The sequence below is a fragment of the Yoonia sp. I 8.24 genome (assembly GCF_022096995.1).
In the GTDB taxonomy this organism is placed as follows: Bacteria; Pseudomonadota; Alphaproteobacteria; order Rhodobacterales; family Rhodobacteraceae; genus Yoonia.
The window spans coordinates 95059-108966 of sequence record NZ_JACXGQ010000005.1 but is presented as its reverse complement, the minus strand read 5'-3'; the positions used below and the strand labels follow the sequence as shown (position 1 = coordinate 108966).

The following is a 13908-nucleotide window of genomic DNA, read 5'->3' as shown; positions in this document are numbered from 1 at the left end:
CCAGAGGGCACTATCGCTAGTCGCTATGCGCGGCGGCCCCGAGCCCGACCGCGTAGATGATTGCCTCTGTCAGGCCATCCAAACCAATGAGATCATTCAGCACGCTATCGGAATATCCGCCTAAGCAGAGGCTTGATAGCGTCATATCTGTCGCGGCTAAACACAGGTTTTGGGTGACATGCCCGGCTTCGATCAGGATATACCGGTATCCGCGTGGTCCGTATTTGCGCTGCGTCCGCGCGAACACGGCCCCAATGCACAAAACAACGGGTGCTTCGGCGACAAATGACCACGTCAAGAACGCATCACGCGCCTGACTTTCCCATGGCCCCTCGTGCACGATCTCAAGATCGTCCGCCTTGCTGTCGTAGTGGTAAATTCCCTTGGCAAGCCCGTCGACGTTCCGAACCAGCGCATAAATCTCTAGCGGATATAACCCGCCCGCCGATGGCACCGGGCGCCGCAGGGCTTGCATGCCACCCTCCATTTTATCGGGCCCAAGCGTTTTGTACCCGGCGCGCAGCAATGCCGCGAAATCATGCAAGGCAAGCGGCGTATCGGCAAAGGCGCGCGTTGATCTACGTGCGGAGGCAAGTCGATCAATGGTCCCAGCAGCGGTATCCGGCAAGGCAATGCGCGCAGCGTTTGGGTCGTTTTTGGTCTCTTGCGAAAACGGCGCGTTTGGGCGCAGATTTTCGTTGACCCATGGCTCCGAATTCAGGTGAAACAAGCGCGAAAGACCGGTGGTATCGTTAATGTCACTGCTCACATGCTAGGCCAACGGATGCGGGCATGGGTTAAGCTCGGCTTCGGTCAGTGGGGTATCACGCAACCCCCAAGTCACAGGCGCATCGTACAGACGCGCGCCCCCAAACCTGCCTTGGTCGTGCCCAAAGTGGATGGGCTGCATCCCGGTCGCGATCACCCGCACAACCCGTGGCCCAAGTGGCGCAATATCGGGCGCCGTAATATCGGCATAGGCCACGCGTGCACCCGTTTTCACGGCGGTGTCTACTGTTAACGTAAGCGCCTCTTGGTTTGTCGCGTACGAAGGTCGCGGCAGGGCGTCTAACGTCACGGTTGCGCCCGCTTGGGTCAGAAAATCAAATTCATCCGCGTGGGCAGGGATTGCGTGAAAAAGCGGGTGGTCATCAATGGTTTGCACATCTGTATAGGATTTTAGCCGGGTTTGATAATCGTTCCCATGCATCCGCGCGGCCATTCCGGGGCGCAGTTGGCACAGCTCAAACATTGCTTTATCAACGGCCGCTGCCGGGTCGATATCACAGCCTAACCCCACCAAACGGTAGCCGCTTGGCTCTTCTGCGATGGCCATGATCACATAGGGGGCTTGGTCGGTATAAAGCGACAAGAGCCTGACTTTGACCCCGAACCGATCATAATGGCGGATGATTTGCGCGGCGTTGCAACCGCTTTGCGGGGTTTCGATTGTGGTGGCCGAGAGCCGGTTCAACCACGTGATCATAAACGCATCGCGCTCGATCACCTCGTTCAGCCCGCCCAAGATCGCATGGGGTAAATCCCGACCCGCAGCCAGCCCATTTGACGTCACAGCGGTGAAATAATCCGCTGGATTTGGCGGCGGACCTACCAAATAAACCAGCGATGCGGGCATGTCGACCGCAGCGCCAGAGGGGAGCTCCGTTCCCGTGATCCAGCTTGTTTGACTTGTCGGTGACCACGGTTGATAGGGCAACCCGGCAGCGTATTGATCGGCAGAATACAGCACAGATTCCGGCGGGGTAATCGCAGTGTCTGACGCTGGCCTAACATGCAGGCGGGATGGGTCCCAGTGAAAGGCCGAATAGCGTTCCATCGCTTCGCCCAGCGCGGCAAGTTTCGCAGCCTCTTCGGTCAACCCTTTGCCCCCGGTGAGGCGCATCGCGAGCGGCACAGTCTGAAAATTGTAATTTGTGAGTGTCGCGTTCCACAGATGCGGCGGGCTGGGTTCTTCGGGGCCACGTGCTTGTGGGGATAGGTCGGTTACGATCCCGCAACGGCGGCTCGCCAATGCTTCGGTCAACTTTGCAGCATCAACGCGATCATTCATTGCGTGCCGCCCTGATCGCCACTGCAAACGGGGCAGCCGGGCTTGCGTAACACCATGTGTTTTTCCATCCGCAGGCCGGGCAAGCCAACCACGATAAAGCGCCCATCAAGGTTCGGCGCACTGACCCCAGTCAACCAAGTCAAGGCTTCGGCGGATAGCATGCCGCCAACAATATCTGCAGAGGGTGCAAGGTTTTCGCGCCGCCCAGACAGGTCTGTGCGCAAACGGTCAAGATATTGTTCAACGGCAAATCGCGATTGCGGGTTCGTCGCCCCGGCAATTTCGCGCAGCCGCCAACACATATAGCACGGCGCATTTGCGGTGTGGAAAAACCCCGGTCCAACAACGAGTTCGGTGCCTTCAAGCGCTGCGGCTATCCACGGCACTCGCGATTCCCTGCATGCAAGGTTGAGCAGAAGCGCGAGGTTCAGTTCTCCCGATTCAACGCAGCATAGGACCAGCGACGCGCCCTCAACGTGCTGCTTCATCGCGGTGACGTCGGCGGGGCGGGATCCAACGGCGGTCAACGTGGTCGTGCCATCGTTTTGTGCCAACGCCGATGCCAGCGTTTCTGCGCGGTTTTCACCAATGTCGTCGGGCTTGTAGCTGCCAGAAAAATATAGATCAGCCGTGGCAACAGGCGCAGGATCGACAATTGTTAGCCTGCCAATACCCGCCGCGACCAGCGCCCGCGCGGTCACCGCCCCGTGTGATCCGGCCCCCACGATCACCACATGCGCATCAGTCAATTTGTGCTGGGCTGCGCGGCCTGCTGGGGCGGCTTCGCCAAGCCAACCAAGTTGCGGCGCCTGGTGTGGCTGATGGTCGTCCCCTTCTACTACAATCCCTTGCGCAGCAAGCATATTGAGTGATGCCACAACATCATCCTTTTGAAACACATGAGCAACTTTTTCGCATATCTGATCAACGGTGAACGCGCCGGTCAGCAGCGGTAAAACACTCTCCTCGAAGGCTTGAAACGACTTCCCCTTGAGCGTCAAGTTACGCCGCCATGACACAATCCGAAAGACGTCATCATCATTTGTGCGCGCCGGGTCTGTCCAATGCAAAAAACACGCTGGCAGCATAGGTTTGTGAAGCTGCATTTATTTCTTGCCCCGCATCAAATCTTTTAGGCCTAGAATGAACAGCGCCTCACATATTTTGGCCCGCTGAAATCAGCAGGCCAAGTTTGATGCAATACGGCGATGAAGATTAATCGTCGTCTGATTTTTTATCGTCAGCGGGACCTGTGGCGGGCATGCAAGCACCCATACACGCGCCAGCGGCAGGCATACATGCCCCCATACAAGCGTTGGCAGATGTCATACATGCCCCGGCACCCATGCAAGCGCCAGAGGCAGGCATGCAAGCCATGTTCATACATGCGCCTACAGAAGAGGTCATACACGCGCCCGATCCCATACATGCGCCAGCTGCCGGCATGCACGCTCCTGATGTCATACATGCCCCGGCACCCATGCATGCGCCAGAGGCAGGCATGCAAGCCGTGTTCATACACGCGCCAGACCCCATGCAAGCGCCTGCGGCAGGCATACACGCCCCCATGCACGCGTTCGCAGATGTCATACATGCTCCCAATGCGGCAGCAACCTTGTGGTATGCTGCAAGCTCTGCTTCGGTGAAGTTTCCGCAGCCTAACTTGTCTTCCAAATCGGAGACACGCATCTCAAGGCTTTTTGTATCGTTGTTATCAGTCATAATGGTTCCCAAATAATTACTTTGTTGCGCAAAGCCTTGCACAAATTAACGTTTTGGTCAAACTCTCAGCGAGCGCGATTTCGCAACAATGCATCATGATCGTTCGCGTTTTGAAGGCGCCGTCAATTCTTGACCGTGAGCGCTATCAGAAAACTAGTTTGCGTATCTTCCATGTGTTAGGAAACCAAGAGGTACTTAGAAAATGGCCTATGTGGGTAAGACCAATAGTGCTTTGGAGAATTGACTGCGATGTCAGGCATTGAAAATTGGTTGGCTGACATTGGGCTGCAGAGATATGCGAAGGTCTTTGAAGAGGCAGAGATCGATGTCGACACTTTGCCTGAACTGCTTGAAGGAGACCTCAAAGAACTTGGCCTGCCCTTAGGCCCCCGCCGAAAAATCTGGGGTGCGATCACTCGGGCCGCCGTCGTAAGTCAACCAAATCAATTGCGCGAAGACGCTAAAATACCGCTCGCCACTTCTGCCGAGCGACGGCACCTGACCGTTATGTTCGTTGATCTTGTCGGGTCGACTGAAATGGTCATGCGGTTGGACGCCGAAGATATGCGCGAGGTCATCACCCAATATCAGCAAGCCGTTGCGAGCGTCGTTGACGCATATGCGGGGTTTGTTGCCACTCTTTTGGGGGATGGCATGCTGTGCTATTTTGGCTGGCCCCATGCGAACGAAGACGACACAGACAGGGCTGTGCGCGCGGGCCTGGCGATCATCGAGGCAACTAAACAAATCACCACCCCTGATGGTGCGGCGCTTGCGTCGCGGGTGGGTATCGCGTCCGGGGTCGTTGTTGTCGGCGACCTCACCGGGGGCGGCGCGCGGCAAGAGGCTGCAGCGATTGGAGAAACCCCCAATTTGGCGGCGCGATTGCAATCAGTGGCCGAACCCAATCAGCTGGTGATACCCGGTGAAATGCTGCCGCTTTTGGGCGCAACTTTCAAAATTACGTCGCTTGGCGCACATGACCTGAAGGGAATCGGTCGCCCAATCGAGGCGTTTGTAGTGGAAGGCGAAACCAGCGCGAAAAGTAGGTTTGAAGCGCGCAGAACCGGATCGCTGATCCCAATTGTTGGGCGCGAAAACGAGATTGAAACCGTCTTGAAGGGCTGGGCACATGCGCAGACTGGGCAGGGGCAAATGGTCCTGTTGAGCGGTGAGGCCGGTATCGGCAAATCGCGCACTGTCCAAGCGGTAATGGACGCGAGCCTTGCAGATGATCACACACGGCTGATTTATCAATGCTCGCCGTATCACACCGAAAGTGCATTTTACCCATTTGTCCAACAGCTTAGCGACGCAGCGGGGTTCACAGCAGAGGACACCACCGAAGATCGCCTTGATAAGATTGAAGCGCTCTTTAACGGTTCCCCGACGACCCATGGGGTGATCGCACTTCTTCTTGGGCTCGACGGAAGCGCGCGTTATGGCGAAACCGACGGAACACCGGCGCAGCAACGCGCCCACATGATGCAGGCTTTGGTCGAAATACTGCTGCGCATGGCCCGAAGAAAGCCGGTGCTATTGATTTTCGAAGACATGCATTGGATTGATCCAACATCGCTAGAGTTGTTGGACTTTATTCTTGCTGCGCTGCCGGGCCAACGCATTATGATCTTGGCTACCGCCCGCCCCCCGTTCGACCATGATTTTGGACCCGTTCCCAATATAACGCGGCTACAGCTTAACCGCCTGACCAAGGGAATGACCTACGCGATTGTGGCAAAGCTGACCGGCGAGAAACCCCTGCCAGAAAAGATCATGAATATTATCGTGCGCCGCACTGATGGCGTGCCCTTGTTTATTGAAGAACTTACAAAGGCAATTCTTGAATCCGGGGCGCTCACGGAAGATGAAAGTGGCTATCAGGTCAACGATTCACTTGGTGATTTTGCGATACCTGCGACGCTTCAAGACAGTTTGATGGCGCGGCTTGATCGCCTGACCCCAATTAAAGAAATTGCGCAAATCGCCGCTTGTGTCGGGCGCGCGTTCAGCCATCAACTGATGACCCAAATCTGCGAAGTTCCTGAGGTTGAATTAGACGATGCGTTCGACCAGTTGGTCGCCGCAGAGTTGATCCACCGACGTGGGATTGCTCCGCAGGCGCAATATATATTCAAACACGCGTTGGTGCGCGACGCAGCCTATGAAAGTCTAGTCAAAGAACGCCGAACAGTGTTTCATAAACGCATTCTTACGGCACTCGAGGCAGAACCCGACACAGCCCCCGAGCTTTTAGCGACCCACGCTGAAGCTGCGCGGCTCACTGATCGCGCCATCACGCTCTGGCAGGCTGCGGGGAAAGCCGCCATTTCGCGCCCAGCCTATAAAGAAGGCGAGACGCATGTGCGCCGCGCGATCGCGTTGAATGCGCCTAAGGCCGCGAAAAACGATAAGGCAGCGTTGACAACCGCGATTGCGCTCAAAGTGCAGTTGTTTGTAGCGCTTTCTCCTGGCAAAGGCCTTTGGTCAGACGAGGCCGTCGCGACACTCGAAGAAGCATTGGACATGGCCGACAAAGTTGGCGAAACGCCCCTGCGTGGGGATATTATCTACGGCCTCTTGATGAGCAGCTATTTCCGAGGCCGGCTTGAAACGAGTGTTGCCCGGGCGGATGAGCTTAAGGGATTGGCCGAAGTATCCGGGGATACCGCGCAGCTTCTTGTCGCGAAAAGGTTAGCTGCGATCGGTCGCCTTAAGATGGGACGTTTTATAGACGCGCAACCTTATCTCGATGAAGCCGAAGCACTGAGCGAACAAGTCGCGAGCGAAAACCTTGCGGCCCGCTTTGGTCATGACCCGATTGTTGGGCTGCAAATCTATCAATCACTCGGGGCGACGTTTCGGGGCCAAACCCAACGTGCCAACGTCTATCGTGCGAACGCAGAAGATCGGGCACGGATTATAGGGCATACGAACACAACCTGTGCCATGCTTGGTCTTTTTGTAATTTGCGCCCATGTGGCCAATGATGTCACCGCTGAAAGGCGCCATTTGAGCATCTTGCGACCGCTTATCAATGAACACAACGTCGCGTCCTCGCACCTGTGGGCCGAAGCGACATATGCATTGTTAAGGATGGTAGATGGGGACGTGATGGGGCTTGATGCTTTCCGCAAAGCCGAAGCAAAAATGCTTGATGTCGGTATCCGCCTACTGGTCCCGGGCAATCGTGTGGTCGCCGCACGGCGCGCACTGGCGCTTGGCCTTGTGGAAGATGCAAAGGGACTTGCCGATGACGCTGAAAGCTTGATGAACGAAACCGGAGAGAAAAGCTGGTTGCCCGATATACATCGCTTGCGTGCCAGCTTTGCGATTGCCGAACACGATATGGAGCGCGCAGAAGATCACCTTAAAACGGCGATCACGTTGGCACAGTTAGGCGGCGGCACGCTTTGGGAAATACGGGCTGCAATCGATTTGGCTAAACTCTACCACAGCGCTGGGCGCAATGGTGATTCTAGCCAGGTGATCGCGCCCGTATTTGACTTGGTTCTACCGGGCGACTGCCCGCTGGAAATACAGGCCGCAACACAATTGCAGCAAATGCTCGCCGCGACCCAACCTACAGTGCACTTGGTCTAATCGCGCTGCTATGGCAGGTCGCGTAGTGTTGCGACATCGATCCCTTCTGCGATCATCCCACCCGAAATTGCGCAGCCAATCATCGTCTCAAGATACAGTTGCGCGTCGGTTTCATCCGTCGCAGAGATCCGCACCAAAACGTCGCCAAGCAGGACGCTCCCATCCATGTTGCTAACCGGATAGTTGTAAGGGCCGGGCACATACATCGTCTCGCGCATTGCGGGTTCGCCGTACATCATGTTCCACATTACCAGATTGTCCGCAGATGCGCTGAGCGAAATTGACACGCTGTCTTCGCTGCCAAAAAACGCAGGAGCATTCGTCGGGATATCCGCATTATAAGTCACGAGGCCAAATTCGGCGCGCTCATCCTCGATGGGGTTTTTGGTAAACGGGGCGTCACTGCGTACCCCCCAACCCTCTAATGGGGGCGGGATCAAGCTGATCAGATCCGTACATTCTTCATAGGGCCAAGTTACATTCTGTAGGATGGGATCAGACCGCACAAAATCAGTATAGTCACCCGAAAATGCGGCAAATCTGTCTTGTTGTTCTTGCTGTGCCGCGTCCCAGCGCCCCTTGATTTCATCCATCGCGGTTTGGGCGTTTTCGGCCACATAAGGCTCTGACATCAAGGGTTGGGCTAAAACGTCTTGGGCGAACGTTGGTGTTGCCAAAAATAGAATTGAATACGCGTTACGTGACGCGCGGAAGAAATGTTGCGTAATCATAAAATGGTTCCAGTGCTGTGTTTTCTTAAGGACAAATTTCGGCAAAAGGATCGTCGCCCCGCGCACAAAGCTGCCGTTCGCCTAAAGCATCTAGACGCCAACCGACCGGGTCCATCTGTGTATCCCAAATATAAACGGCACGTGTCAGGATGCTTTTTACGGCGTCGTCTTCGACCGGTACTTCAAAGTCGACGACCATCGTTTGTAGGCCGATTTCGCACCAAGTTTTCGAAAATGCGGAAATTTCCTCGCGGGTAACTTGGTCCACAAAACTGCTTTCGACTGTGGATGTTGCGCGGGTTGCAATTGGGTCGGGAAGGTCCACAAACATCATTGCGTCCAATGAAGAAAAACCCGCAAGACGATCTGGTTTGGTCAAATGACATGGTGATTGTGCTGCGGCTACTGTAGCGGCCATGCATAAGAAGGCCGCGAAAGCGGCAAGGCGTGATCTATTCATGCTGATTTCCAAATCCAATGAGATGCGTATAATTAATTGAGTCTATAAAACGATTGTAAGAACCGCATGCACATGTAGGCAATAGATTTATTCGGGTTTCGTACCGGTCAGATCGAAGCCATATGGCTTTGATTAGTCGTGAAAAGCATCAACCGTTTTGCGATCACCCACCATGAACGCGTCTGCGACATGCAACAGCGGGCTGATATCGACATCAGACTTTCCGGTTTCGATCAGTTCCGCAAATCTGTGATATAGGCCGGGGTATTCACCGACATCCGGCAAGGTTTGATCCACACCATTGATTGATAGTTTAGCCCCACCATCGGTGAGCCGTAGCAGACCTTCGGTGGTTTCAACCGTGATATTCCACGATTGTTCACCTTCTTGGCGCCAATCAAAATCAGCCTTGACCGCCATTCCAGCGGGGCCAACGAAATTCAGGTTTGCGGCAATTGGCGTGGCGCGATTTTTGGGAAAAAATAGCTCAGCCGCAGTTAGATGTACCGGGTTCGGCAATATTTCAGTCATGATCGAAAGCGCATTAATGCCCGGATCAAACACACCCAAACCGCCGGGCTGCCAGACCCATTCTTGGCCTGGATGCCAGCGGCGCACGTCTTCTTTCCAATCAATCTGCACCGATGTGATCTTGCGGTCGGACAACCATGCGCGTGCGGCAGCAACCCCGTCTGCATAGCGCGAATGCCATGTAGCAAACAATGTGACGCCTTTGGCCTGCGCAAGCTTTTCAAGCTTGCGCACTTCGCTCACGGTCGCACCCGGCGGTTTTTCAAGCATCGTATGCTTGCCCGCCATCAGCGATTTTACTGCGATGTCGTAACGCGGAACCGGTGGAATACACAGTGACAGGGCGGGAATATCGGGATGGGCCGCCAAAAGCCCCGTGATATCGGCATAGTTTTCAATGCCTTCAACGCCGCCTGCGCGGCTGGCCGTCGCGGCAAGTTCAAAGGCCTCAAGACCAGCGATGGCTGGAATATGTTGATCAACGGCGATTTTACCTACGCCAACAATCGCAATTTTTGCACCGCGCAACTCTGCGCCGGATGAGCTGGTAGCTGTCACCTGAGACCTCATATTCATTAAGGGCGCGGGCGTTTTTTGCCCACAGTCAGGTCCTTTTAGCGCTGCTCGCAGCTAAACACCATGCGACAGCGCCGAGATGACGCCGCGCAGCTCTGCAAGCCCACGTAACCGTCCAATCATCGGATAGCCGGGAAAGGCGCCTTGCCCGATATCCGTCAATAGCTCATGTCCATGATCTGGGCGAAATGGGATATTATGGTCGGAAAGGCCTGCGTTACGACGCCGATTTTCTTCGGATAGCAGCACCTTGATCAACGCGACCATATCGGTGTCGCCTTCCAAATGCGCGGCCTCTTCAAATGCGCCGTCAGGGTCTTTGCGCACGTTACGCAAGTGCGCAAAGTGGATGCGGTCGGCGTGGGCCGCCGCAATTGCAGGCACATCGTTGGCCGGGTTCGCGCCTAACGATCCCGAACAAAGCGTCAGACCATTGGCATTGCTGTCCACCGAGGACATGATCCAATCAATATCATCCGCATTAGATACAATACGCGGCAGACCCAAAATATCGCGTGGCGGATCATCAGGGTGTACGCAAAACCGCATGCCCAGTTCTTCGGCGGCGGGAATTACTTCGTCAAGGAACCGTTTGTAGTTCGCCCGCAATGCCGCACGATCAAACCCATCATACAGCGTTAGTGCCTGTTTCAGCCCATCGACATCATAGCGGTCATAGGCACCGGGAAGCCCCGACATGATTGCGTGTAACAGTGAATCCCGGTCGGCGTGGCTGGACCTCTGGAACCATATGGCGGCACGTTTGCGTACGTCTTCTGGATAATCGTCTTCGGCAGCGGTGCGGCCCAACATATGAATTTCAAACGCGGCCATGCGGTAGGCTTCAAACCGCAGACATGTCCCGCCGCGCGCGACTGGTGCCGCTAGATCGGTGCGCGTCCAGTCCAAAAGCGGCATGAAGTTGTAGCAAACCACCTGCACACCAGCGGCGGCCAGATTGGCCATGGATTGTCGGTAATTCGCGAAAAGCTGCGTCAGGTCGCCTTCGCCACGTTTGATCCGTTCGTGAATGGGCAGGCTTTCCACAACAGACCAATCAAATCCGGCAGCGCGAATTTCGCCCGCGCGCGCACTGATTTGCTCTGCTTTCCAGACCTCACCATAAGGGATTTCATGCAAGGCATTCACAATGCCTGTCGCGGCCGTTTGCGCCACATCAGCCAGTGTGATTTTATCAAGTGCCCCGTACCAGCGCCACGTCTCTTGCATCAGACCATTCCTTGGACGGTTGCGCGCGCGCCATTTGCGCTAAGCTGCGTGAATGCCCCCGTCACTGCCGCGCGGAAGGTCGCATTCTTGGCCAGATCGGCTGGGAAAACATCACGGATTGCCAAAAGTGCCGCGACTTTAGATTCAGGGGTGTCATGACCTTCATAAGCCGCACGCAATTGCGCGACCAGCGGGTCTTTGACGTCAATCGGCGCGCCCTTTTCGTCGACGCCCCCGACATAACGCATCCACCCGGCAACCGCCAAAGAAAGCCCTGCAATATCACGCCCAGCATCCAAATTATCCGCGATTGTGCCAAGCAACCGTTGCGGAAGCTTTTGCGAGCCATCCATTGCAATCTGCCACGTCTTGTGACGAATGGCTGGGTTTTGATAGCGCGTCAGAAGGCTTTGCGCATATGCGTTTAGGTCTTCGCCCTCGGGTTGGGGTAAGGTTGGGATGATTTCATCCTCCCAGAGGGTCTTGATAAAACGCGCAAAGTCAGGGTCGGCCACGGTTTCTGAAATCGTTTCATGCCCCGCGAGATACCCCAGATAAGCCAGCGCGGAATGTGTGCCATTCAGGCAGCGCAGCTTCATCAATTCAAACGTTTCAACATCGCTGACCAATTGCGCACCGACGGCCCCCCAATCAGGGCGTTCACCATCGACAAAATCGTCTGTGATCACCCATTGGCGAAACGGTTCATGCATCACGCAAGCGTTGTCCACATACCCTTGGGCCGCAGCCAATGCATCAATGTCCGCTTGGGTCGTTGCGGGGGTAATCCGGTCAACCATGGTGGCCGGGAAACGACAATTTATGGCGATCCAACGGGCAAGATCAGTGTCAAATGCGCGCGCGAAATCAAGCACAACTGCGCGGGTCAGCGGGCCGTTATTGGGAAGATTATCGCAAGACAACACCGTGAATGGCGCGACGCCCGCCAAACGGCGCAGGTTCAGCGCATGGAAGATATAACCAATTGCGGATTTCGGGGTGCTTGGGTGCGCCAAATCATGCGCAATATCGGGGTGATCCAGCAGCAGACCGCCAGTAGCAGGGTTAGAGCAATAGCCCTTTTCGGTGATTGTTAGCGAGACGATTTTCACCGCCGGGTCCGCCATCGCGTCCAAAACAGCAGGTGGGTTTTCAGGGGCAACCAGAATGTCGTTGATCACTTCGACCACTGCATATTCTGCCCCATCCGGCGCGAGCGTCACCGAAGTATAGGCGCAATCCTGCGGCTTTAACCTGTCGCGGATGTCGGGGCTGCGCAGGCTGACCGTCAGGATGCCCCAATCACCACCCGATTGCGCAACCGCCTCTGATGTGAAGGGCGCGCCAAAGGCACGAAAAAACGCACCCGGCCCAAGATGGACTATGCCAACCTTGGGCCGGGGGGCGTTTGATCTTATCAGGGTCGGATTAGCGGGCAAGCCAGCCTCCATCGACGTTAAGAACGGCACCGTGCACATAATTCGCGGCGGAAGAAGCTAGGAACACGGCAGCACCCCCCATGTCAGATGGATCGCCCCATTGCCCTGCTGGAATCCGATCAAGAATCGCTTTGTTGCGGTCGTTGTCGGCGCGCAGCGCGGCAGTATTATTGGTCGCGATATAGCCGGGTGCCAATGCGTTCACGTTGATCCCTTTTGCGGCCCATTCGTTCGCCATCAATTTTGTTAGACCCGCAACGCCATGTTTGGACGCGGTATAGGACGGCACACGAATGCCCCCTTGGAATGACAGCAATGATGCAATGTTGACGATCTTACCGCCGGTTCCGCGCGAAAGTGCCGCTTTGGCAAAGGCCTGACAGGTGAAAAACACGGCCTTAAGGTTTACGTCCATGACGTCATCCCAATCGGTTTCGGAAAAGTCGACACTATCATCGCGGCGGATGATGCCAGCGTTATTCACTAAGATATCGATATGTTGATCAGTGAATACATCCCGGGCGGCCATCGGATCTGCGAAATCAAGCTGCAACGCCGTTCCGTTTGGGACCTGCGCTAAAGTTTCATCCATGCCGGACCTGCCCGCGCAGATCACTTTGGCGCCAGCGTTGCCCAAGGCGATGGCAATCGCTTGTCCAATGCCGGTATTGGCACCTGTCACAAGTGCGCGTTTGCCTGTCAGATCAAACGGGTTCACCGCAAATCCCCCATCGCGACCATATCCATGTCGGTGAAATCAACGTTGTCGCCCGCCATCGCCCAGCAGAAAGAATACGACCCGGTGCCAACACCGCAGTGGACAGACCACGGTGGCGAAATGATGGCTTCTTCATTGGCGATCACCATGTGGCGGGTTTCGTCCGGTTCGCCCATGATGTGAAAAATGCGCTGATCAGCGTCGACGTCGAAATAAAGATAGGCTTCCATCCGGCGGTCATGCACGTGGGTTGGCATTGTGTTCCAGACAGAGCCTTGTTTGAACTTTGTGTAACCCATCAGCAGCTGGCAGCTTTTGCAAACGTCAGGGTGCAGCAGTTGAATAATCACGCGTTCATTTGCCTGCTCGGGCGATCCCAATTCGATCCGGCGGGCGTCTGATTCTTTGATATGTGTGGTCGGGAAGCTGCGATGGGCGGGTGCAGACAAGATATAGAAACGCCCGGCGCCAGAAAACGTCACCGCACCGCTGCCCATGCCGATGTAAAGAATTTCGCCTTTTTCAAGGGTATAGGTTTCCCCATCTACCGTGACATCACCCGCAGCACCGACGTTCAAAACACCTATTTCACGCCGTTCAAGAAACGCTTTAGTGCCTGTTTCAGCCATCGCGGTCAGCGTGAGAGGGCCATTGGTTGGCACGGCAGAGCCGACGATTAAGCGGTCATAATGGGTATAGATCATGCGAATTTCATCATCGGCGAACAGATCGCCGACGCGAAAATGATTGCGGAGCGCTTCGGTACCAAAGCTTTTGGCCGCGACCGGGTCAATTGCATAACGTGTTTCAGTTTTGAGCATGGGGAC

General features: G+C 55.4%; 12 protein-coding genes. 1 reads left to right on the top strand and 11 read right to left on the bottom strand.

Annotated features, from left to right (window positions below; genetic code table 11):
* Nucleotides 1-16 precede the first annotated feature (16 nt).
* The 4 genes from Yoon_RS11325 to Yoon_RS11310 form a co-directional block, all read right to left on the bottom strand.
* Nucleotides 17-769: a SagB/ThcOx family dehydrogenase gene (locus Yoon_RS11325; RefSeq protein WP_238112338.1), complete on the bottom strand. Its 753-nt coding sequence runs from the start codon at nucleotides 767-769 to the stop codon at nucleotides 17-19.
* Between the two features lie 3 nt (nucleotides 770-772).
* Nucleotides 773-2071, bottom strand: a complete 1299-nt coding sequence (locus tag Yoon_RS11320; protein ID WP_238112337.1) for a YcaO-like family protein — start codon at nucleotides 2069-2071, stop codon at nucleotides 773-775.
* The gene (locus Yoon_RS11315) at nucleotides 2068-3177 is read right to left on the bottom strand and encodes a TOMM precursor leader peptide-binding protein (protein WP_238112336.1); all 1110 of its coding nucleotides are present in this window, start codon (nucleotides 3175-3177) and stop codon (nucleotides 2068-2070) included. Before Yoon_RS11315 ends, Yoon_RS11320 begins: the two co-directional genes overlap by 4 nt.
* A 109-nt stretch (nucleotides 3178-3286) precedes the next feature.
* Entirely contained in the window at nucleotides 3287-3793 is a 507-nt protein-coding gene (locus Yoon_RS11310) for a hypothetical protein (protein ID WP_238112335.1), read from the bottom strand.
* A gap of 249 nt (nucleotides 3794-4042) precedes the next feature.
* On the opposite strand from Yoon_RS11310, the gene Yoon_RS11305 reads away from it, so the two are divergent.
* Nucleotides 4043-7396 (top strand): AAA family ATPase, encoded by a 3354-nt coding sequence (locus Yoon_RS11305; RefSeq protein WP_238112333.1) that lies wholly within the window; start codon nucleotides 4043-4045, stop codon nucleotides 7394-7396.
* A gap of 8 nt (nucleotides 7397-7404) precedes the next feature.
* Here Yoon_RS11305 and Yoon_RS11300 read toward each other — a convergent pair whose 3' ends face one another.
* From Yoon_RS11300 to kduI, 7 genes are all read right to left on the bottom strand, one after another.
* Nucleotides 7405-8127 (bottom strand): hypothetical protein, encoded by a 723-nt coding sequence (locus Yoon_RS11300; protein ID WP_238112331.1) that lies wholly within the window; start codon nucleotides 8125-8127, stop codon nucleotides 7405-7407.
* Nucleotides 8128-8152: 25 nt separating this feature from the next.
* Nucleotides 8153-8587, bottom strand: a complete 435-nt coding sequence (locus tag Yoon_RS11295; RefSeq protein WP_238112330.1) for a hypothetical protein — start codon at nucleotides 8585-8587, stop codon at nucleotides 8153-8155.
* A 132-nt stretch (nucleotides 8588-8719) separates the two neighbouring features.
* Entirely contained in the window at nucleotides 8720-9676 is a 957-nt protein-coding gene (locus Yoon_RS11290) for a Gfo/Idh/MocA family protein (RefSeq protein WP_370642158.1), read from the bottom strand.
* 72 nt (nucleotides 9677-9748) lie between these two features.
* Nucleotides 9749-10924: a mannonate dehydratase gene (gene uxuA / locus Yoon_RS11285; protein WP_238112329.1), complete on the bottom strand. Its 1176-nt coding sequence runs from the start codon at nucleotides 10922-10924 to the stop codon at nucleotides 9749-9751.
* Complete coding sequence (locus Yoon_RS11280; protein ID WP_238112645.1) at nucleotides 10924-12375, bottom strand: mannitol dehydrogenase family protein; 1452 nt, start codon at nucleotides 12373-12375, stop codon at nucleotides 10924-10926. Before Yoon_RS11280 ends, uxuA begins: the two co-directional genes overlap by 1 nt.
* Nucleotides 12353-13081, bottom strand: coding sequence for a 2-dehydro-3-deoxy-D-gluconate 5-dehydrogenase KduD (gene kduD, locus Yoon_RS11275; RefSeq protein ID WP_238112328.1), 729 nt, complete (start codon nucleotides 13079-13081; stop codon nucleotides 12353-12355). The genes Yoon_RS11280 and kduD overlap by 23 nt, the downstream gene beginning before the upstream one ends.
* Nucleotides 13078-13902, bottom strand: coding sequence for a 5-dehydro-4-deoxy-D-glucuronate isomerase (gene kduI, locus Yoon_RS11270; protein ID WP_238112327.1), 825 nt, complete (start codon nucleotides 13900-13902; stop codon nucleotides 13078-13080). The genes kduD and kduI overlap by 4 nt, the downstream gene beginning before the upstream one ends.
* Nucleotides 13903-13908: the final 6 nt, after the last annotated feature.